The sequence below is a fragment of the Citrobacter sp. wls714 genome (genome assembly GCF_005281025.1).
GTDB classification, from domain to species: domain Bacteria; phylum Pseudomonadota; class Gammaproteobacteria; order Enterobacterales; family Enterobacteriaceae; genus Citrobacter; species Citrobacter werkmanii.
The window spans coordinates 74112-95899 of the sequence record NZ_SZWZ01000065.1 but is presented as its reverse complement, the minus strand read 5'-3'; the positions used below and the strand labels follow the sequence as shown (position 1 = coordinate 95899).

Annotated in this window: 20 protein-coding genes; 7 read left to right on the top strand and 13 right to left on the bottom strand. The window is 51.9% G+C overall.

Annotated features, from left to right (window positions below):
* The first annotated feature begins 83 nt into the window (after nucleotides 1–83).
* On the top strand, nucleotides 84–1571 hold the full coding sequence (locus FDX11_RS14670) for an MFS transporter (RefSeq protein WP_042308343.1): 1488 nt from the start codon (nucleotides 84–86) through the stop codon (nucleotides 1569–1571).
* Here FDX11_RS14670 and FDX11_RS14665 read toward each other — a convergent pair whose 3' ends face one another.
* From FDX11_RS14665 to yddG, 3 genes are all read right to left on the bottom strand, one after another.
* Entirely contained in the window at nucleotides 1572–1952 is a 381-nt protein-coding gene (locus FDX11_RS14665; protein WP_087856632.1) for a GFA family protein, read from the bottom strand. It abuts the gene before it with no gap.
* 143 nt (nucleotides 1953–2095) lie between these two features.
* Nucleotides 2096–3178 carry a porin OmpD gene (gene ompD / locus FDX11_RS14660; RefSeq protein WP_137398126.1) on the bottom strand — a complete coding sequence of 361 codons (1083 nt, stop codon included), beginning with the start codon at nucleotides 3176–3178 and terminating at the stop codon, nucleotides 2096–2098.
* Between the two features lie 458 nt (nucleotides 3179–3636).
* On the bottom strand, nucleotides 3637–4518 hold the full coding sequence (gene yddG, locus FDX11_RS14655; RefSeq protein ID WP_137350220.1) for an aromatic amino acid efflux DMT transporter YddG: 882 nt from the start codon (nucleotides 4516–4518) through the stop codon (nucleotides 3637–3639).
* Between the two features lie 286 nt (nucleotides 4519–4804).
* Between yddG and fdnG the strand changes: the two genes are divergently transcribed.
* The 4 genes from fdnG to FDX11_RS14635 all read left to right on the top strand — a co-directional run bounded on the left by fdnG (nucleotide 4805) and on the right by FDX11_RS14635 (nucleotide 10123).
* Entirely contained in the window at nucleotides 4805–7852 is a 3048-nt protein-coding gene (gene fdnG / locus FDX11_RS14650; protein ID WP_137371538.1) for a formate dehydrogenase-N subunit alpha, read from the top strand.
* A gap of 12 nt (nucleotides 7853–7864) precedes the next feature.
* Nucleotides 7865–8746: a formate dehydrogenase N subunit beta gene (gene fdnH, locus FDX11_RS14645; protein WP_061381322.1), complete on the top strand. Its 882-nt coding sequence runs from the start codon at nucleotides 7865–7867 to the stop codon at nucleotides 8744–8746.
* Entirely contained in the window at nucleotides 8739–9395 is a 657-nt protein-coding gene (gene fdnI / locus FDX11_RS14640; RefSeq protein ID WP_016153106.1) for a formate dehydrogenase-N subunit gamma, read from the top strand. The genes fdnH and fdnI overlap by 8 nt, the downstream gene beginning before the upstream one ends.
* A gap of 128 nt (nucleotides 9396–9523) precedes the next feature.
* Nucleotides 9524–10123: an inorganic diphosphatase gene (locus FDX11_RS14635; protein WP_061381323.1), complete on the top strand. Its 600-nt coding sequence runs from the start codon at nucleotides 9524–9526 to the stop codon at nucleotides 10121–10123.
* Nucleotides 10124–10170: 47 nt separating this feature from the next.
* Here FDX11_RS14635 and FDX11_RS14630 read toward each other — a convergent pair whose 3' ends face one another.
* The 3 genes from FDX11_RS14630 to FDX11_RS14620 all read right to left on the bottom strand — a co-directional run bounded on the left by FDX11_RS14630 (nucleotide 10171) and on the right by FDX11_RS14620 (nucleotide 12657).
* A complete protein-coding gene (locus FDX11_RS14630; RefSeq protein ID WP_061381324.1) occupies nucleotides 10171–10455 on the bottom strand; it encodes a HigA family addiction module antitoxin in 285 nt (94 codons plus the stop codon).
* The gene (locus tag FDX11_RS14625) at nucleotides 10455–10733 is read right to left on the bottom strand and encodes a type II toxin-antitoxin system RelE/ParE family toxin (RefSeq protein ID WP_061381325.1); all 279 of its coding nucleotides are present in this window, start codon (nucleotides 10731–10733) and stop codon (nucleotides 10455–10457) included. Before FDX11_RS14625 ends, FDX11_RS14630 begins: the two co-directional genes overlap by 1 nt.
* 208 nt (nucleotides 10734–10941) lie before the next feature.
* A complete protein-coding gene (locus FDX11_RS14620) occupies nucleotides 10942–12657 on the bottom strand; it encodes an ABC-F family ATP-binding cassette domain-containing protein (RefSeq protein ID WP_137398125.1) in 1716 nt (571 codons plus the stop codon).
* 418 nt (nucleotides 12658–13075) lie between these two features.
* Here FDX11_RS14620 and FDX11_RS14615 point away from each other — a divergent pair, with 418 nt between their 5' ends.
* Complete coding sequence (locus tag FDX11_RS14615) at nucleotides 13076–13978, top strand: endonuclease/exonuclease/phosphatase family protein (protein WP_061381327.1); 903 nt, start codon at nucleotides 13076–13078, stop codon at nucleotides 13976–13978.
* Nucleotides 13979–14046: 68 nt separating this feature from the next.
* Here FDX11_RS14615 and maeA read toward each other — a convergent pair whose 3' ends face one another.
* Nucleotides 14047–15744 carry a malate dehydrogenase gene (gene maeA / locus FDX11_RS14610; protein ID WP_042308364.1) on the bottom strand — a complete coding sequence of 566 codons (1698 nt, stop codon included), beginning with the start codon at nucleotides 15742–15744 and terminating at the stop codon, nucleotides 14047–14049.
* A gap of 179 nt (nucleotides 15745–15923) precedes the next feature.
* Nucleotides 15924–16064, bottom strand: a complete 141-nt coding sequence (gene sra, locus FDX11_RS14605; protein ID WP_038640628.1) for a stationary-phase-induced ribosome-associated protein — start codon at nucleotides 16062–16064, stop codon at nucleotides 15924–15926.
* A 228-nt stretch (nucleotides 16065–16292) separates the two neighbouring features.
* Between sra and osmC the strand changes: the two genes are divergently transcribed.
* Nucleotides 16293–16724 carry a peroxiredoxin OsmC gene (gene osmC / locus FDX11_RS14600; protein ID WP_042308368.1) on the top strand — a complete coding sequence of 144 codons (432 nt, stop codon included), beginning with the start codon at nucleotides 16293–16295 and terminating at the stop codon, nucleotides 16722–16724.
* A gap of 47 nt (nucleotides 16725–16771) precedes the next feature.
* On the opposite strand, the gene FDX11_RS14595 is transcribed toward osmC, so the two are convergent.
* From FDX11_RS14595 to FDX11_RS14575, 5 genes are read right to left on the bottom strand one after another with little or no spacing between them, the layout of a single operon-like run.
* Complete coding sequence (locus FDX11_RS14595; RefSeq protein ID WP_042308370.1) at nucleotides 16772–17542, bottom strand: 3-hydroxybutyrate dehydrogenase; 771 nt, start codon at nucleotides 17540–17542, stop codon at nucleotides 16772–16774.
* Nucleotides 17543–17553: 11 nt separating this feature from the next.
* Nucleotides 17554–18957 (bottom strand): GntP family permease, encoded by a 1404-nt coding sequence (locus FDX11_RS14590; protein ID WP_212734566.1) that lies wholly within the window; start codon nucleotides 18955–18957, stop codon nucleotides 17554–17556.
* A gap of 43 nt (nucleotides 18958–19000) precedes the next feature.
* Nucleotides 19001–19924, bottom strand: coding sequence for a 3-hydroxyacyl-CoA dehydrogenase family protein (locus tag FDX11_RS14585; protein ID WP_061381329.1), 924 nt, complete (start codon nucleotides 19922–19924; stop codon nucleotides 19001–19003).
* Nucleotides 19914–21119, bottom strand: coding sequence for an acetyl-CoA C-acetyltransferase (locus FDX11_RS14580; protein WP_137398124.1), 1206 nt, complete (start codon nucleotides 21117–21119; stop codon nucleotides 19914–19916). The genes FDX11_RS14585 and FDX11_RS14580 overlap by 11 nt, the downstream gene beginning before the upstream one ends.
* Nucleotides 21120–21129: 10 nt before the next feature.
* The gene (locus FDX11_RS14575; RefSeq protein ID WP_042308378.1) at nucleotides 21130–21786 is read right to left on the bottom strand and encodes a CoA transferase subunit B; all 657 of its coding nucleotides are present in this window, start codon (nucleotides 21784–21786) and stop codon (nucleotides 21130–21132) included.
* Nucleotides 21787–21788: the final 2 nt, after the last annotated feature.

The window sequence follows — 21788 nt, the reverse complement described above, 5'->3', positions numbered from 1 at the left end:
CAAAAAGTTGGACATATGTTCAATTTTCCGTAGGATCGCTAAAGCTGGACATGTGTCCAGTTTTGGTTTCGTTAGGGAGTTTTATGTTTCGTCAGTGGTTAACGTTAGTCATTATTGTACTGGTCTACATCCCTGTTGCGATTGATGCAACGGTGCTGCACGTTGCCGCGCCCACGCTGAGTATGACGCTGGGTGCCAGTGGTAACGAGCTGCTGTGGATTATTGATATTTATTCCCTGGTAATGGCCGGCATGGTGTTGCCAATGGGGGCATTGGGCGATCGCATCGGTTTTAAACGTCTGCTGCTGTTGGGCGGGGGCTTATTTGGTCTGGCATCGCTGGCCGCCGCTTTTGCCCACAGCGCCGGTTGGCTGATTGCCACGCGGGCGGTATTGGCGATCGGGGCGGCGATGATTGTTCCGGCTACGCTGGCGGGTATTCGTGCCACCTTTGCCGAGCAGCGTCATCGCAATATGGCGCTCGGCGTCTGGGCCGCCGTTGGGTCCGGCGGCGCGGCGTTTGGGCCATTAGTGGGCGGCATACTGCTGGAGCACTTCTATTGGGGATCCGTGTTCTTAATCAATGTGCCTATTGTTGTGGTGGTAATGGCATTGACGGCTCGTTTCGTGCCGCGCCAGGCTGGACGTCGCGATCAATCGTTAAATTTCGGTCATGCGATAATGCTGATTGTCGCTATTCTGCTGCTGGTCTATAGCGCCAAAACCGCACTGAAAGGTCATATGGCGACCACTGCCATCGTGCTGACATTGTTAGCCGGAGCATTGCTGTTGGGGCAGTTTGTCCGTATCCAGCTAGCGGCTTCCCGGCCAATGATTGATATGCGGCTGTTCACGCATCGCATTATCTTAAGCGGCGTAGTAATGGCGATGACCGCGATGATTACGCTGGTTGGTTTCGAATTGCTAATGGCTCAGGAGCTCCAGTTTGTCCACGGTTTGACGCCGTATCAGGCTGGTCTGTTTATGCTGCCGGTGATGCTGGCAAGCGGTTTCAGTGGACCCATTGCCGGCATGTTGGTGTCACGTCTGGGGTTACGTTGTGTGGCAACGGCGGGTATGGCGCTCAGCGCCGTCAGTTTTTACGGTCTGGCGATGACGGATTTCAGTACGCAGCAAATACAAGCGTGGATATTGATGGCCTTGCTCGGATTCAGTGCGGCAAGTGCGCTTTTGGCCTCAACTGCGGCAATCATGGCAGCAGCACCGGCAGAAAAAGCGGCAGCGGCTGGCGCCATTGAGACGATGGCTTATGAACTTGGCGCCGGGCTTGGCATCGCTATCTTTGGCTTACTGTTGAGCCGTAGCTTTTCTGCCTCAATTCTGCCGCCAGCCGGACTCAATCCGCAGGAGATAGAGCGCGCCTCATCATCAATGGGTGAAGCGGTACAACTGGCGCATTCGCTCCCGTCGTCGCTGAGTGAGGCATTGCTGGCGGCTGCCAGAGAAGCCTTTACCTGGTCACATAGCGTGGCCTTAAGCAGCGCTGGCAGTATGCTTATCGTATTAGCGATAGGGATGTGGTTCAGTCTGGCAAAGATACAGCGTCAATAACTAGTGGGCTAAATGACAGGGGTAATCCATCTCTTCGACTTCTTTTCCACTCAAGCGAGCGTATTGCCCCGTCAGTCTCCAGAATGCAGGTTGAGTTTCCGTATAGATCTCTGCCGCTAACACCAGGCGGCGGCGATCTACCTCGTTAAGTTCCAGTAGCGTCCACGGCACAAAATAGCGTTCGCTACCCGTCAGGGTAAACCACAGCGGGCACCCACAGCCGGAACAGAAGAAACGTTCACCACGATTTGAAGAAGGAAAGTGCGAGGGTTGGGCTGAATCCGGCGACATCTGCGGATGAGCGCTGGCCTCCAGATACATAGCGATGCCACCCGACCATTTCTGACACAACGTACAGTGGCAGGCGTAGACATCCAGCATTTCGACGTCAACGGTAAAATGGCTCTGTCCGCAAAGACAACGACCAGTGAACGTCTGCACGGCATACTCCTTATGACCGAGTCTACATCAAGAGAAAAAGCCAGCCCTGAAAGGACTGGCTTTGTATTCAAACTACAACAAAATTAGAACTGGTAGTTCAGACCAACAGCAACGATGTTGTCAGTGCTGATCTGCGCAACATTTTTAGTGAAGTTGGTGTCATCCAGCAGGTTGATTTTGTAATCAACGAAGGTGGACATGTTTTTGTTGAAGTAGTAGGTAGCACCCACGTCTACATACTCAACCAGATCCTGGTCGCCGTAAGCACCCAGATCTTTACCTTTGGATTTCAGGTATGCAATGGACGGACGCAGACCGAAGTCGAACTGGTACTGAGCAACAGCTTCAAAGTTCTGAGCTTTGTTAGCAATACCGTCGATTTTACCGAAGGTGGTCATGTTGCGAGTTTCGGAGTAGGTGGTCGCCAGGTAGATGTTGTTCGCATCATATTTCAGACCAGCAGCCCACACTTCTGCATTCTGGCCAGAAGCATACAGACCGTTGGTACCGTTGCGCACCTGACGGTCGGTACGGTCAGATTTCGCATAGGTAGCACCTACGCCAAAGCCTTCGTACTCATAGGTAGTAGACAGACCGAAACCGTCGCCGTTTGCTTCTACTTCATTGTTACGATCGTTTTTGCCCTGATACTGAGCAGCAAAGTTCAGACCTTCAACCAGACCGAAGAAATCGGTGTTACGGTAGGTTGCAACGCCGGTAGCACGCTGGGTCATGAATACGTCAGTCTGGGTCCAGGTATCGCCACCGAACTCTGGCAGAACGTCGGTCCATGCGCCGATGTCGTAAGCTACGCCGTAGTTACGACCGTAGTCGAAAGAACCGTATTCAGCGAATTTCAGGCCAGCGAATGCCAGACGGGTTTTGTCTGCTTCGGAACCCTGATCTTCAGAACGGTTGCCTTTGAATTCATATTCCCACTGACCAAAACCAACCAGCTGGTCATTGATCTGAGTTTCGCCTTTGAAGCCCAGACGTGCGTAGGTTTTGTCGCCATCGCTGCTGGTGTCATCAGAGAAATAATGCTGAGCGTGAACTTTACCGTAGATATCCAGTTTGTTGGAGTCTTTGTTATATACCTCTGCTGCGTTTACTGCACCTGCCGCCAACAGGCTAGTCACTGCCACTGCAACTAATTTAAGTTTCATTCTAAATAATCCTTATAATTTTTTCTTGGTGTGTTTCCTAAACCATTGCTAAACGAAGGGGTTCGTCAATGGCAAACCATTTTTAAATGACGCAGTGGTATAAGTTCAATAATAAGTTTCATAATATTGCGAAATATTTGAAGTTGTGTGATCCAGATCTACATAATACAGCTGATTGTATTAATCTTAATATGTGACAAATCTGATTAGATATATTTACGCAGGGGACTATTATGGCAACTATGATTTAAATGGCGTTAGTTTCGCTTGTATAATATATACATGCGGAGGGTTATAGATAAACATGAAATACTTTCGCGCGTTAACTAATAATCATATATTTAACATTTAATTAAACAAATATAAACATAAAACACAAGTGCAGTGAGCATAATTATCCATCAGTCTGGCTAAAGTATAGCCGGATTTTATTTGTTTGTGATAAAACCCGGTTTTTTTCAGGCGCGGCGAGTTGCCACCCAGCAGAGCAGTGAGCCAGCGCAGACCATCAGCGCGCCTTGCCAAAAAGAAAGTGAGAGCGGGGCGCTGAGTAGCACGGCAGCCAGCGCGGAGGACAGTACGGGAGTAAAATAAGAACCTACCGCCATAATGGTGACATTACCGTGCAAAATACCAATATTCCACGCAGCATAGGCAAATCCTAATGTTAATGCTGCAGTGAACATCTTAATCGTCACCGGAGTGCTGAAAACCATCTCCGGCTGTGGGGTGACAAAATAGTAAATCCACAGACTTGCGGCGGTCAGTAAAACGAACACCGTGATGCCGTTAAAGCCTTTTGCATATTTATTGGTCACTGTGCAATATGTGGCCCAGATAAAAGATCCCAGAAAGGCGAGAAAATAGCTGAGTGGACTACTGGCAACATTGCTGATAATTTCGCCTGGATTGAGACCATTTTCACCGCCCAGTACCCAACAAACGCCGGTCAATGCGATAATTAATCCAGGAATGACCAACCAGGTTGATTTTTGACCATTAAATAATATGGCGAACAATATCGTCAGGCTTGGCCAAAGATAATTTACCATCCCCACTTCAATAGCCTGATGACGGGTAGCGGCATAACCCAGGGCCAGCGCTAAACAAATTTCATAGCTCACAAAAAGCACGCTACCGGCGATTAAATAACGAACAGGAATTTTTCTGATATTTGGAAATCCGACGGTAAATATGAGCAACAGGCCGCTTAATGAAAAAATCATCGCTGCGCCGCCAGCAGGTCCCAGTCCCTCACTCACTCCCCGAATAAGTCCAACCATCGTGCTCCAGAGTACGATGGCAATCAGACCAATTAACGTTGCTTTTTGTTTTGTCATTCTGTTTCTCTGTCCATGCCACTGGCAAAAAATAAGCTGAAATTTATAGCACTTTTACACCGTAGCGCGCTAATTAATTACCTTTTACATACCTCCTTATGGGTATAAGGGTTAAACAAAGTGCACTATTTAGTAGCGGAACCGTTTCGTTTTTGATTTGACGCAAAAAAAATATGGATATAGCTGATAGTTTCGTCGCGAAGTTGTACATGTCATCTTTCAGGCTGCCTCGATTACGCGCTTTGAGAGATTTCTTGTACGAATCCCTGCAAAAAAGAGGAAAGCAATGGACGTCAGCCGCAGACAATTTTTTAAAATCTGCGCGGGCGGTATGGCGGGAACAACAGTAGCCGCTCTGGGTTTTGCACCCAAAATGGCACTGGCTCAGGCGCGAAACTATAAGTTATTACGCGCCAAAGAGATCCGAAACACCTGCACATACTGTTCCGTAGGTTGCGGGCTATTAATGTATAGCCTGGGTGATGGAGCAAAAAACGCCAAAGAGTCGATTTACCATATTGAAGGGGATCCGGATCATCCGGTGAGCCGAGGGGCGTTATGTCCTAAGGGCGCAGGATTACTGGATTACGTACACAGTGAAAACCGTCTGCGTTACCCGGAATATCGCGCTCCAGGTTCCGACAAATGGCAGCGTATCAGCTGGGATGAAGCTTTCTCCCGCATCGCGAAGCTGATGAAAACTGACCGTGACGCCAACTTTATTGAGAAAAATGAGCAGGGCGTAACGGTTAACCGCTGGCTTTCCACCGGGATGCTGTGTGCATCTGCAGCCAGTAATGAAACCGGCATGCTGACGCAAAAATTTGTGCGCTCACTCGGCATGCTGGCAGTAGACAACCAGGCGCGCGTTTGACACGGACCAACGGTAGCAAGTCTTGCTCCAACATTTGGTCGCGGTGCGATGACCAACCACTGGGTTGATATTAAAAATGCTAACGTCGTGATGGTGATGGGCGGTAACGCCGCTGAAGCACATCCGGTGGGATTCCGCTGGGCGATGGAAGCTAAAAACAACAATGACGCCACGCTGATTGTTGTTGACCCTCGTTTTACACGTACAGCCTCGGTGGCGGATATTTACGCACCGATCCGTTCCGGCACGGACATTACGTTCCTGTCCGGCGTTTTGCTGTACCTGATTGAAAACAACAAAATCAACGCTGAATACGTTAAGCATTACACCAACGCCAGCCTGCTGGTGCGGGAAGACTTTACGTTCGAAGACGGCCTGTTCAGCGGCTACGATGCGGAAAAGCGCCAGTACGATAAATCGTCCTGGAACTATCAGTTCGATGAAAACGGCTACGCCAAACGCGATGAGACATTAAGCCATCCGCGCTGCGTGTGGAACCTGCTGAAACAGCACGTTTCCCGCTACACGCCGGATGTGGTGGAAAACATTTGTGGTACGCCGAAAGAAGACTTCCTGAAAGTCTGCGAAGTGCTGGCTTCCACCAGCGCAGCCGATCGTACCACCACCTTCCTGTATGCGCTGGGCTGGACGCAGCATACCGTCGGGGCGCAAAACATCCGCACCATGGCGATGATCCAGCTGCTGCTCGGCAATATGGGGATGGCCGGTGGTGGTGTCAACGCCTTGCGCGGTCACTCCAACATTCAGGGGTTAACCGACTTAGGTCTGCTCTCTACCAGCCTGCCGGGCTACCTGACGCTACCGTCAGAGAAACAGACAGATCTGCAAACCTATCTGGCTGCGAACACGCCAAAAGCGACGTTGGCCGATCAGGTTAACTACTGGGGCAACTATCCGAAGTTTTTCGTTAGCCTGATGAAATCCTTCTACGGCAATGCGGCGCAGAAAGAGAATGACTGGGGCTTTGAGTGGTTGCCGAAGTGGGATCAGTCCTACGACGTGATCAAGTACTTCAACATGATGGACAGCGGAAAAGTCACCGGTTACATCTGTCAGGGCTTTAACCCGGTTGCGTCCTTCCCGGACAAAAACAAAGTGGTGCAGTCCCTGAGCAAACTGAAGTATCTGGTCGTTATCGATCCGCTGGTGACAGAAACTTCAACGTTCTGGCAAAACCACGGCGAATCAAACGACGTTGATCCGGCATCTATCCAGACCGAAGTCTTCCGTTTGCCGTCAACCTGCTTTGCGGAAGAGGACGGTTCAATTGCCAACTCCGGTCGCTGGTTGCAGTGGCACTGGAAAGGTCAGGACGCGCCGGGCGAAGCCCGTAACGACGGCGAAATTCTGGCCGGTATATACCACCGTCTGCGCGATATGTATCGCACCGAGGGCGGTAAAGCCGCAGAACCTGTACTGAAAATGAGCTGGAACTATAAGCAGCCGGACGAACCACATTCAGAGGAAGTGGCGAAAGAGAACAACGGCTACGCGCTGGAAGATCTCTATGATGCCAACGGTGTGCTGATTGCGAAGAAAGGCCAGTTGCTTAATAGCTTTGCGCTGCTGCGTGATGATGGTACTACGTCATCTTCCTGCTGGATTTATACCGGGAGCTGGACCGAGCAGGGCAATCAGATGGCCAACCGCGATAACTCCGACCCGTCAGGGCTGGGTAATACGTTGGGTTGGGCATGGGCATGGCCACTGAACCGTCGCGTTCTGTATAACCGCGCGTCAGCGGATCCGCAGGGTAAACCGTGGGATCCAAAACGCATGCTGATCCAGTGGAACGGTACGAAATGGACGGGGAATGACATCCCGGACTTCAACACCGCGGCACCAGGCAGCGGCACCAATCCGTTTATCATGCAACCGGAAGGTCTGGGACGTCTGTTCGCCATTGATAAGATGGCGGAAGGGCCGTTCCCGGAACACTACGAGCCGATGGAAACGCCGCTGGGTACAAATCCGCTGCACCCGAACGTAATCTCCAACCCGGCAGCCCGTCTGTACGAGGCGGATAAGCTACGCATGGGCACCAAACAGGATTTCCCGTACGTTGGGACGACTTATCGTCTGACCGAACACTTCCATACCTGGACCAAGCACGCATTGCTGAATGCGATTGCCCAACCAGAACAGTTTGTGGAAATCAGCGAAACGCTGGCGGCAGCGAAAGGTATTAATAACGGCGATCACGTGAAAGTCAGCAGCAAACGTGGATTTATTCGCGCAGTTGCGGTGGTGACACGTCGTTTGCGTACTCTGAACGTCAACGGTCAGCAGGTCGAAACGGTTGGGATCCCGATCCACTGGGGCTTTGAAGGAGTCGCGCGTAAAGGCTTTATCGCCAACACCCTGACGCCGAATGTCGGTGATGCAAACTCGCAAACGCCGGAATACAAAGCGTTTTTAGTTAACATCGAGAAGGCGTAAGGGGGCGAATATATGTCTATGGAAACGCAGGACATCATCAAACGGTCCGCAACAAACTCCATCACGCCGCCGCCTCAGGCCCGTGATTACAAAGCAGAGGTCGCGAAACTGATCGATGTGTCCACCTGTATAGGCTGTAAGGCCTGCCAGGTGGCATGTTCAGAGTGGAACGATATCCGCGATGAAGTCGGCCATTGCGTCGGGGTGTATGACAACCCTGCCGATCTCAGCGCCAAATCCTGGACGGTAATGCGATTTAGCGAAACCGAACAGAACGGCAAGCTGGAGTGGCTAATTCGTAAAGACGGCTGTATGCACTGTGAAGATCCGGGCTGCCTGAAGGCGTGCCCGTCTGCCGGGGCGATTATTCAGTACGCCAACGGGATTGTCGATTTCCAGTCAGAGCACTGCATTGGCTGTGGCTACTGTATTGCCGGGTGTCCATTTAATATTCCGCGCCTCAATAAAGAGGATAACCGCGTGTATAAATGTACGCTGTGTGTGGACCGCGTCAGCGTCGGGCAGGAACCTGCCTGCGTCAAGACTTGTCCGACCGGGGCAATACATTTCGGCACTAAGCAGGAAATGCTGGAAATGGGCGAACAGCGGGTGGCCAAACTGAAAGCACGCGGTTATGAACACGCCGGTCTCTACAACCCGGAAGGTGTTGGGGGAACGCATGTGATGTACGTTCTGCACCATGCCAACCAGCCGGAGCTGTACCACGGCCTGCCGAAAGAACCGCAGATCGATACCTCTATCAATCTGTGGAAAGGGGCGCTGAAACCGCTGGCTGCTGCCGGATTTATCGCCACCTTCGCCGGACTTATTTATCACTACGTTGGTATTGGTCCGAATAAGGAAGTGGACGACGAGGAGGATCATCATGAGTAAGTCGAAAATGATTGTGCGCACGAAGTTTATCGACCGCGCCTGTCACTGGACGGTGGTGATCTGCTTCTTCCTGGTGGCGCTGTCGGGAATTTCCTTTTTCTTCCCGACTCTGCAATGGCTGACGCAGACTTTCGGTACACCGCAGATGGGGCGTATTTTACACCCGTTCTTCGGACTGCTGATCTTCGTGGCATTAATGTTCATGTTTGTACGCTTTGTTCACCACAATATCCCGGATAAAAAAGATATCCCGTGGCTGAAAAACATTGTGGAAGTGCTGAAAGGCAATGAACATAAAGTGGCGGATGTGGGCAAGTACAACGCCGGACAGAAAATGATGTTCTGGTCGATCATGAGCATGATTTTCGTGCTGCTGATTACCGGCATTATTATCTGGCGTCCGTACTTTGCGCAGTTCTTCCCGATGCAGGTCGTGCGTTACAGCCTGCTGATCCATGCTGCGGCGGGCATTATCCTGATGCACGCCATCCTCATTCATATGTATATGGCATTCTGGGTGAAAGGCTCGATTAAAGGCATGGTCGAAGGGAAAGTGAGCCGTCGCTGGGCGAAGAAGCACCACCCGCGTTGGTATCGCGAAGTCGAAAGACAAGAAGCGAAAAAAGAGAGCGAGGAAGGGGTTAATTAATCCCAGACGTTCTCCACGTAATGGCGCTACATCGGTAGCGCCATTTTTTTGCCAAAAAAACGTCATGTTACTGTCATCTGCTAAACGTAAGGTTATTGTCTTTCCAATAATAGAAGAGTTAAAAGACAATGCATCTGGTGAAAAAATTACTCGCAGTTAGCGTGTTTCTTTGTGCGTCCGCTCAGGCGCAGAACATCCTCGAATTTCCTCAGCCGGAAAATAACCCGGAAGAGTTTTATGCCGTAACTGAAATTCCGGCAGGTGGAATGATTAAATATGAAACCGACGCCAAAACTGGTTTTATCGTTGCTGACCGTTTCCAGTCTATGCCGGTTGCTTATCCCGCCAACTACGGTTCACTAACCCAGTCTTTAGCCGGTGACGGCGACCCGCTGGACGTCATCTTTTATACCCGTGCGCCGTTGGCCCCTGGAACATTGATTAAGCTGCGCGCCATTGGCGTGCTGAAGATGATCGACGGCGGAGAAAAGGACGACAAAATTGTCGCCGTTCCGGCCAGTAAAATTGACCCGACTTATGATGGCATCAAAGAGCTGAGCGATCTGCCCAAGATTGAAGTGCAACGCCTGGAATCTTTCTTCCGCGTGTACAAAGATCTGCCGGAAGGGCGCAAGAAGGTCGAATTAAACGGTTTCAACGACGCCGCCACGGCTAAGCAAGAGATCAAACAGGCCTGGGATGCCTGGAAAGAGAAAAAACCAAAGTAATAAATGGCATGCCGGATGGCAAAAGTTTATCCGGCATTCAACTTTTATCACTGCACTGCCAGTTTGCGCAGGCGTGAAGTATCCACGTTTTTTTGGGCCTCTGCCAGGCTCCAGGTATTTTGCAGGTTTAACCACATTTCGGGTGAACTACCAATTACGACAGAGAGTTTGATCGCCATCTCAGGCGTGAGGGCCGCTTTCCCGGCTAATAGTCGGCTTGCCGTCGAAGGTGCAATCTCCATCGCCCTGGCAAATTCGCGCAGACTGACATTGAGTTCGTCCAGTGCTTCCTGAATGATATCCCCAGGGCGGGGATGATTTGCCATTTTCATCAATGATAGTCCTCGTAGTCCAGTATGTACGCGTCGCCATTGACGAATTCAAACGTAATACGCCAGTTACCTGAAACAGAAATTGCCCAAACTCCATCACGCTCGCCTATAAGAGAATGAAGCTTATAACCGGGCATATTGATATCTGTAACCTTACTTGCCGCATCAATAACAGCAAGTCTGTGTCGTAATCGTCGGACATGCTTCGCCATAACGCCTGATGTTCGCCCATGAAGAAACAAGTCACGCAATCCTTTGTGTCTGAAGTTCATGATCATCCATATCTTCCTTGTTCCTTCAAGAGGAACATTACCATTAATGTTCCTTTAAGCGCAACACCAGGATTGCGATGTTTTAAATTTTGCGGCGAATGTGCACAAAGAAAAAGGGAGAAGGGGAATATTTGGAAAGCGTCACGCAAGAATTGCCGGATGACGGGCCTACACGCACATTTTGCTGATGTAGGCCGCCATCCGGCAATGCGGTTTACTCCAGTTGTGAGTTCAGCCGCGCAATCTCCTTACGCCATTGTGCCTGTAACAGCGGTTTTTGATGCTTCGGCTTACGAGCGAGATCGTCGGCCAGCCGCTGCTCCAGTTCGAGAAGTTGTTCCAGTAACGCATCACTGTCGCAGCTTATTTCATTTCTCGCTTCGACCACCGTTTTCGGGACAGGTATCTCAGCAGATGTTTCCCGAATTCGCGCGTTGATCGCGTCCAGATCGTGCCATTCGCTGAGTTCGCCGTTATCAATAAACCAGAACCGGTTACAACTTTTGCTGATAAGCTGGCGATCGTGGCTTACCAGCAGCACGCCTCCGTGATAGCTTTGCAGCGTTTCAGCCAGCGCCTCTTTGCCTTCCATATCCAGATGGTTGGTCGGTTCATCGAGCATCAGCAGGCTATAACGCGCCAGAGTCAGTCCAACAAACAATAACCGGGAGCGCTCACCACCGCTTAATGTACTGACCCGCTGCGCGTGACGAACCCATGGAAAGCCCGCGCTAATCAGCGCCATTTTGCGGATATCAGGCTGAGGAGCGAACGCTTCCAGCGCGTCAAACAGCGAATCGTCATCAGCGAGTTGGTGCAGCGTCTGATCGTAATACCCCAGCGTAACGCGCGGATGTAACACCAATGAAGGCGATGCCAGCTGTGACTGAAACTGTTGCCAGATAAGCCTTAACAGCGATGATTTCCCACAACCATTGCGCCCGACAATCGCCACGCGATCGCCGCTTTTTACGCGGATACCGGCTATCGAAAACAGCGAATCTGCGCCAGGAGCAGGGGCCACAGACAGATGAGTCATCTCCAGCAAACGATCCGCACGCAGGGCATCACCCTGCAATGTTAGTGTCCACTGACTTCCCGAAGTTACTTCGGTCTGTACCTCTTTCAGGCGCAGCACCTGTTTTTCCATCTGCTTGGCTTTACGGGAAAGATCTTCGTTGTCGTAGACCCGCCCCCAGGTCGCCAGCCGTTTGGCGCTGGCGGTGACGCGGTCGATCTCCTTTTGTTCAGCCTTATGGCGCAAGGCATCGCTGGTGTCTCTGTCTACCAGAGCCTGACGCGCCGCGCTACAGGGTAGATCGAAGGCATGCAGGGTGCGATCGCGCAGGATCCAGGTCCCGTGAGTCACGGCATCCAGCAACTGCGGGTCATGGGAAACCACCACAAAACTACCAGACCAGTTCTGTAAGAACTGTTCCAGCCACAGTAACGTGGGCAAATCCAGGTGGTTACCTGGCTCATCCAGCAGTAGCAGGTCTGGATTTCGCATCAGCGCCCGCGCTAATAACAGACGCGTGTGTTGTCCGCCGCTCAGCGTTTGTGCTGTCAGAGATAAATTCTCCGGCGTGAAACCCATTTCGGCCAGCAACGCTTCAACTCGCCATTGTTGGCTCGCGCGTTCATGCTCGGGAAGTTGAGCAAGCACCGCCTCTTGCAACGTCAGCGTCAGTATATCGTCAGGTAAATGTTGCTCCACACGCGCAAGATGACAGTGATTCGCCTGCGCAATTGTCCCACTGGTGGGTGAAATCGTGCCATCGAGTAGTTTTAACAGCGTACTTTTGCCGCAGCCGTTGTAACCGATAAGTCCGATGCGGTCGCCTTTTTTCAGGGTGAAAGAAAGATCGTCGAATAGCGTACCGAATGCCGTATCAACGTGTAAGGATTGTGCGGTTAGTAATGTGCTCATTGTTGCTTACTCAAGAGTTACAGGCGTAAAAACGCCTCGTCAAACATCGCTGACGATAACCCGGTAAGCCCGAGAGAAGGGGATTGAGAAGTTAGCTTCGCTCAAGCAGAAGTTATCGCAGCACGATACCGATAACGCTTGAGCACTGGCGATCGCCAAAAGCATGTGAAACGATAAAACGTTCACAGTACAGCATAAGTATCCTCCTTTTGTTTTTCAGAATGTTAATCGGTGATGAAAGTGTAATCGCAACATACGCAGTAGCGCAAGCTTTGAACGCCCAGCAGATTACAAGACAAATAAATCATGCAAAAGTTAATTTTCTTCGCGTTGAAAGCTTGAGTTAATGATCACAATAACGATCAATATTCTCCGGTATCCTATCGCGCACTATTTTATTATTTGGAGAATAGATGACATGAAAAAAACAATTACATTGACGATGATTGCGCTGGGATGTTTATTTGCAAATGCACAAGCAAGTGAAAAACTAGCGGGTAATGAGATACTTAAAGTGCAAAAAGGTGGTGTTCCTGACAAAATTTACACGCAGAATAAACCGCATTTAAAGATTGCCACCTATAACATTGGTAAAAATGAAGCATCTGCTGATGTGGCGGATTTTACGGCACTTAATTCGGCCATTAAAAGAATAGATGCAGATATTATTGCTGTACCAGAGGTTGATAATAAAACAGGGCGCAGTCAAAAGATTGATCAACTCAAAAAAATCGCTGATGCCAATAAACTGTATTACGCCTTCGGTAAAGCACTCGATTTTGATGGCGGTGAGTACGGGTTAGGACTGCTTTCCAAATATAAAATATTGCATACGCAGGTGGTAAAATTACCGTCGGGTAATGCTGAACAACGCGTGGCGTTACTGGCGCAGGTTGACGTTCCTGGGTTTGATTCTGCTCCCATCATTATGGTGACTCATCTCGACTGGCAAAAAGATCCCACCATGCGTACGGAACAAGCCCGCTATCTGTTAGATATCAGCATTGGCGACGCGACATCAGATTTCCCGGATATCGCCTCCTCAATTAAAATCCTTGCAGGGGACTTTAATTCGACCCGGGACGAGCAGCCACTTAAAGAAATACGTTACTTTTTCAATGAAGTGACGAAAGAAGGAATTGATACGCGCAGTTGGCCAGCCGTTAACCCTGCGATCGATATAGACCATATTTTCACGTTTAAAGGGCAGAAGTGGAACGTCAAAAATCTGGAAATTCCACATAACTCACCCGAATTTACGTGGTCTACGGCGAGCGATCACCTGCCGGTTATCGCTGAGCTGGAACTTTCAGAACAGTAATCTACATACAGTATTTCGTTCATCGAACGCTTAAAATTGCCCGGCAGACTCAGCTGCCGGGCAAACCGTCAAATAGAAGTACGACGGTAGTCGCGATATTCCGCCTGCCAGAAATTATCGTCAATCGCCTGTTGCAGCGCTTCGGCGGACGTTTTCACCGCCACGCCTTGCTGCTGGGCCATTTTACCCACGGCAAAGGCAATCGCGCGGGAAACGATCTGAATATCTTTCAGTTCTGGTAACACCAGTCCTTCGCCGTTCAACACCAGCGGAGAATACTGCGCCAGTGTTTCACTGGCTGACATCAGCATTTCATCGGTAATGCGCGATGCGCCAGAAGCAATAACACCCAGCCCGATACCCGGGAAAATATAGGCGTTGTTACACTGGGCAATCGGAAAGACTTTTTCCTTCCACACTACCGGCGCGAACGGACTACCGGTCGCAACCAGTGCGTTACCTTCGGTCCAGGCGATAATATCCTGTGGCGTAGCTTCCACGCGTGAAGTCGGGTTAGACAGCGGCATGACGATCGGGCGCGGACAATGCTTGTGCATTTCGCGGATGATCTCTTCGGTAAACAGGCCGGTCTGTCCGGAAACTCCAATCAGGATGTCCGGCTTAACGTTACGCACTACGTCGAGCAACGACAACACATCCTCTTGCGTATCCCAGTGCTGCAGGTTTTCGCGTTTTTGCACCAGTTTGGTCTGGAAGGAGAGCAGGTTCGGCATTTTGTCGGTTAACAGGCCGAAGCGATCGACCATAAACACGCGTTGACGCGCCGCTTCCTCGCTTAAACCTTCACGCTGGATTTGCGCGATGATCTGCTCGGCAATCCCGCAACCGGCGGAGCCCGCCCCGAGGAACACGATATTCTGTTCACTTAACTGGCTACCCGCCGCGCGGCTGGCGGCAATGAGCGTACCAACGGTAACGGCTGCGGTGCCCTGAATATCGTCGTTAAATGAGCAAATTTCATCGCGATAGCGGTTCAGCAACGGCATCGCATTTTTCTGTGCGAAGTCTTCGAACTGCAGCAGTACGTCCGGCCAACGATGCTTCACAGCCTGGATAAATTCATCGACAAATTCGTAGTATTCATCATCAGTGATACGCGGGTTACGCCAGCCCATATACAGCGGATCGTTCAGCAGTTGCTGATTGTTGGTACCGACGTCCAGAACGACCGGCAGGGTGTAGGCCGGACTAATCCCACCACACGCGGTATACAGCGACAGCTTACCGATCGGAATACCCATCCCGCCGATCCCCTGGTCGCCAAGGCCCAGAATACGTTCACCGTCGGTAACGACGATGACTTTGATATTGTGGTTAGGCACGTTCTGCAGGATATCGTCCATATTGTGGCGGTTCTGATAAGAGATAAATACGCCGCGCGCGCGACGGTAGATCTCAGAGAAACGCTCACAGGCAGCACCTACCGTTGGGGTATAGATAACCGGCATCATCTCATCAAGGTGATTATGCACCAGTCGGTAAAACAGGGTTTCGTTGGTGTCCTGGATGTTGCGCAGGTAAATATGCTTGTCGATTTCGGTTTTGAATCCCTGATATTGGATCCAGGCGCGTTCAGCCTGTTCTTCAATCGTCTCGACCACTTCCGGCAGTAACCCCAGCAGGTTGAAGTTACGGCGTTCTTCCACACTGAAAGCGCTCCCTTTATTCAGTAAAGGGAATTCCAGCAGTACCGGGCCAGCGTAGGGGATGTAAAGGGAACGCAGTTTTTTAGTTTCGTTTTCCATGTCACTCACTCTTTTTTGAATAACCGTCCCTGGCGTTCTTTATGATCGAGTGTGGCCTGTCCGCCAGGGAAACGGGCGAAGTATAAAGCATTGTGAATGGGTTAAGGGGTTTTATAAGCAAAAACACCACTGCGGTTGCAATGGTGTTTATCTCGTTATTCAGTCAGACCAGCGAAAGGCTATTTGCCGTCAGCGCGGCGCTTTCTTCCGGTAGGATTGTTGACCACACTGGTTTTGTCACCTTCGGTCACGACTTTACGTTGGTTTGAGATTTTGTGGTCCAGTCCAAGAATATGACGGGCCTGGCGGTTCGATTTCATTCTAACTCCTTAATCCTGTTTCTGGTTTCAAGGGCGAGTCCGTATAAAAACGGACGAAATACAACCTGATAGAAAGCCGATGTTTAAAATAACGGCTTTCAGGATGGTCGGTCATTTTATCTGAAAGGTCAATGCTTAAGCGGTAAATGCAGAACTATCCCGTATGTGTCATGCATTTTCTCAGGCGTCCTATACTTGTAACTTCAACGACAACACAGGAGAACGGTAATGACTATCCATAAGAAAGGTCAGGCACACTGGGAAGGCGACATTAAGCGCGGTAAAGGTACCGTATCGACTGAAAGCGGCGTGCTGAATCAGCAACCGTATGGGTTTAATACCCGGTTTGAAGGGGTAAAAGGCACCAATCCTGAAGAGTTGATTGGCGCGGCTCATGCGGCTTGCTTCTCAATGGCGCTTTCGTTAATGCTGGGTGAAGCGGGCTTTACGCCAGATGCCATTGATACCACTGCCGATGTTTCTCTGGATAAGGTGGATGCGGGTTTTGCGATAACCAAAGTAGCGCTGCACAGTGAAGTAAGCGTTCCGGGGATAGACGCCGCCACGTTTGACGGCATCATCCAGAAAGCGAAAGCCGGATGCCCTGTTTCGCAGGTACTGAACGCGGAAATTACACTGGATTATCAGCTGAAGTCTTAATCGTGGCGTGCCGGATGCGACTACGTCTTATCCGGCACCCGATGATGTTATTGCGCCACCCAGCCGCCATCCATATTCCACGCAACGCCGCGCACCTGTGCCGCACCGTCTGAACATAAAAATAACGCGAGTTCCCCTAATTGCTCCGGTGTGACAAATTCACGCGACGGTTGCTTTTCCGCCAGCAGGGCGTCACGTGCGACGTCAGGCGCCGCGCCTTCGGCAATACGTTTATCAATCTGCTGCTGGACCAACGGTGTGAGCACCCAACCGGGGCACAGCGCATTGCAGGTAATGCCCGTCTGCGCGGTTTCCAGCGCAATGGTCTTGGTTAATCCCACCACGCCGTGCTTGGCTGCCACATACGCGGATTTCTCTTTAGAAGCCACCAGGCCGTGAACCGAGGCGATATTAATGATGCGTCCCCAGTTTCGTGCGCGCATACCCGGCAGCGCCAGCCGCGTAGTGTGAAAAACGGAGGAGAGGTTAATAGCAATAATCGCATTCCATTTTTCAACCGGGAAGGTTTCTACCGGAGACACATGCTGGATCCCGGCGTTGTTGACCAGAATATCCACGCCGCCAAATTCGCTTGCGGCATAGCGCATCATGTCAGCAATTTGCGCCTCATCGCTCAGGTCCGCGCCGTGGTAGCCTGGCGTTTTGCCATGCTGCGCCACGGCGTCTTTGGCGGCTTCAACATCACCAAACCCGTTGAGGATCAACGTAGCGCCCGCTTGTGCCAGCACCTGAGCGATGCCTAATCCAATACCGCTGGTCGAGCCGGTAACCAGGGCGGTTTTTCCCGTTAAGTTCATGATGATTCTCCTTAAACAATTCCGGTGGTGTAGAAGACGCCGATAACAAACAGCACGGCTAGGCTTTTGATCACGGTGATGGCGAAAATCCCGCCATATGCCTGACGATGGCTGAGACCGGTAATAGCCAGCAGGGTAATGACCGCGCCGTTGTGCGGCAGGGTGTCCATGCCGCCACTGGCCATTGACGCCACGCGGTGGAAGACTTCGAGTGGAATATTGGCGGCATGGGCAGCGGCAATAAAAGTGTCAGACATGGCGGCAAGGGCAATACTCATCCCACCCGATGCCGAGCCGGTGATCCCGGCCAGCGTGGTGATGCTGATGGCTTCGTTAAGAAGCGGGTCAGGGATCGCCGCCAGCGCTTTTGACAACACAAGGAAACCAAGGAAACCCGGCAGGGCAGCGATCACCGCCCCAAAACCGTACTCCGACGCGGTATTCATGGCCGCGAGGATCGCGCCGCCAACCGCCGTTCTGCTGCCTTCCGCCAGGCGGCCTTTAATGTTGCGATAGCCGAACAGCACCACCAGTAAGATCCCTGAAATCAGCGCCGCTTCCACTGCCCAGATAGCGGTGATTTTACCGACTTCGGTGGTAATCGGTTTGGCAAGGCCTGGCAGTTCCAGTTGATGTGTTGCGCCATACCACTGTGGGATCCAACGGGTAAACAGCAGGTTAAACACCCCAACCAGAATCAGCGGAGAGATAGCGATTATCGGGTTTGGCAGGTTAATGTTATCCGGCGTTTCCGGCTCGTTTAACAGTTCAGTGCCATAGCCTTCATCCTTAGCCTGCGCTTTACGACGCTGACGTTCGAGATAAACCAGACCGACGAAAATAATAAACAGTGAGCCTATCAGCCCCAGCCACGGTGCGGCCCAGGCGTTAGTCCCAAAGAAACTGGTCGGAATAATGTTCTGGATCTGCGGCGTGCCAGGTAAGGCGTCCATCGTGAAGGAGAACGCGCCCAGCGCGACGGTGGCCGGGATCAGGCGCTTAGGAATATTACTCTGGCGGAACAGCTCCGCCGCAAATGGATACACCGCAAACGCCACGACGAACAGCGATACCCCGCCGTAGGTTAACAGCGCGCACACCAGCACGATCACCGGGATGGCGTGACGCCGCCCGAGGATATTGATGGCGGCGGCAACAATTGAGCGGGAAAAACCAGATAACTCGATTAACTTGCCAAACACCGCTCCCAGCAAAAACACCGGGAAGTACAGCTTCACAAAACCGACCATTTTTTCCATAAACAGGCCGGTGAAGGCAGGGCCGACGGCGCTGGGTTCGGTGAGCAATACAGCACCTAATGCCGCGATGGGGGCAAACAGGATGACGCTATATCCGCGATAGGCTGCAAGCATCAGCAGGCCCAGCGCTGCCAGGGCGATTAATACACTCATCATGACTCCTCAATATCATTGTTATAGTGGGGTACAGAAAGAGAAGTTACGGTTTCAGGGCAAAGCGCAGTTGATGCTCTCTGCGTTGTTGGATGTACTCTTTGCGCGAATCATCCCAGCGATAAAATCCCTGGCCGCTGCGCAACCCGGTATCACCGTTGGCGACCTTGTCAGCGACCAGCGACATCATGTCGCTACCTGTTGCCAGCTCCGGTAACAGATGCCGACAAATGTCCTGTACCGTAGAAAGACCGGTCATATCAGCCGCCTCCAGCGGGCCAACCATGGCATAGCGTCGTCCGAGCGAGGCACGCATTACCTGATCCACCACCTCCGCGCTGGCGATACCGCTTTTAACGATATGCAACGCTTCACGCAGCAGGGCGAATTGCAGACGGTTGCCGACAAACCCTGGCGCGGCGCGATCGAGCACGACCGCTTCCAGTTGCATCGACAGCAGTAGTTGTTGTAATTCATGAAGATATTCCGCCTTCGTTGCCGTCCCCGGCACAATTTCAACCAGCGGAATAAAGTGCGGCGGGTTCCAGAAATGGGCGATCAGCAACCGCTCAGGATGGGCAAGTTTTTCTGCCAGAGCATCAGGTGGCAGTCCGCTGGTATTACTGGCGATCACCGCCTCCGGCGCGATCAGCTCTTCCAGTTGCGCATACAGCGCATGTTTAAGTTCGAGGCGTTCCGGGATGGCTTCAATCAGCAATCCGCACGCGGCAATATCCTGTAGCGACGTCGTACCGTGTAGACGGTTCATAACCGATGCTTTTTCGTTTAGAGCAAATTGTTCAGTAGCAATAAGCTCATCCACAATAGCGCTGGCAATAAGGTTAATTTCCGCAATCCGGCTGCTGTCTGTGTCGTACAACCAGATATCGTGACCAAAACGGGCAAAGTGGGTAGCGATGCCGACACCCATTAAACCTGCGCCAAGTACGCAGATAGAATTATTTTGCATGAGATACCCCCTCTGGACGCTCTACTGCCAGTGCGACCCCCTGACCACCGCCTACGCACAGTGTGGCCAACCCTTTGGCGGCGTTGCTGCGGGCCATTTCATGCAGCAGGGTCACCAGAATCCGGCACCCGGACGCGCCAATCGGATGACCCAGCGCGATCGCGCCGCCATTGACGTTAACTTTGCTGCTGTCCCAGTTCAGTGATTCGCCAACCGCCAGCGCTTGTGCGGCAAATGCTTCGTTGGCTTCAATGAGATCAACATCGTTCAGCGTCCAGCCAGCCCGTTTCAGACACTGAAGTGACGCTTCTACTGGCCCAATGCCCATAATGGCCGGATCGACGCCGGAAACCGCGTAGCCCGCCACCCGTCCCAGAACTGGCAAATTGAGTTCTGCGGCTTTGGCGGCGCTCATTAGCATCACCGCCGCGGCGCCATCATTGATTGAAGAAGCATTCCCGGCGGTCACCGTGCCGTTTCCTGGCCGAAACGCTGGCTTGAGCTGCGCCAGCTTATCGGCCTGAGTATCCGGGCGAGGCTGTTCGTCACGGTCCACTACACGCGGCGGTTTTTTCCCCTGCGGAACGCTGACCGGGGTAATCTCCGCACTAAAACGACCGGCTTCCATTGCGGCAGCCGCTTTTTGCTGGGAGTGCAGAGCAAATGCGTCCTGTTGCTCACGACTGATAACAAACTTATCTGCCAGATTTTCCGCGGTAATGCCCATGTGATAGTCGTTGAAGGCATCCCACAAACCGTCATGTACTACGCTGTCTTTCAGGCTGGCATGACCCAGGCGCAGACCTGCCCGCGCGCCGTCGAGAAAATAGGGCGCGTTGCTCATGCTCTCCTGCCCACCGGCAATCACAATTTGCGCATCACCGCCGCGAATCGCCTGTACCGCCTGATGCACCGCCTTCAGACCCGAGCCGCACACCAGATTAATGGTTAGCGCTGGCGTAGTGGCCGGCAAACCCGCACGTAACGCCGTCTGTCTGGCAGGGTTTTGACCACAGCCCGTCGTGAGCACCTGACCCAAAATCACTTCATCAATTTGCTCTGGTGCCACCGCCGTTTTTTCCAGCAGGGAACGGATCACCACCGAACCGAGTTCAACCGCCGAAAGCGGCGCCAGCGCGCCATGAAAACTGCCAATCGGGGTGCGCGTTGCCGCGACAATAACAACATCCTGCATGGTCAGCTCCTCAGTTAAATTGCATTTCGGGGACATTTTCAGGCACGATCAGCTTGCCGGCGGTTCTGGCGACGATTTCATCCACGCTGATACCCGGGGCGCGTTCACGCAGAATGAACGCCCCATCAGCAATCTCCAGCAGCGCCAGATCGGTAAGCACGCGTTTGATGCAGGCCACGCCGGTCAGCGGCAGAGTGCATGCAGGAAGTAATTTTGACTCACCGCTTTTGGAGGCATGGGTCATTACAACGATGATGTTGTCGGCTCCGGCCACCAGGTCCATTGCGCCCCCCATGCCTTTCACCATTTTTCCGGGGATCATCCACGAGGCGATATTGCCGTTAACATCGACTTCAAACGCGCCGAGCACCGTCAGGTCAACGTGGCCGCCGCGGATCATCGCGAAGGATTGCGCCGAGTCGAAAATCGCTGCGCCTTTGCGCGCCGTCACGGTCTGTTTTCCGGCGTTGATCATGTCCGCATCAATTTCGTCTTCGGTGGGAAACGGCCCCATACCCAGCAAACCGTTTTCCGATTGCAGCATCACGTCCATACCATCGGGGATGTAGTTCGCTACCAGAGTGGGAATACCAATCCCAAGGTTGACGTAATAACCGTCGCGCAGCTCACGGGCGACACGCATTGCCATTTGTTCACGCGTTAACATGG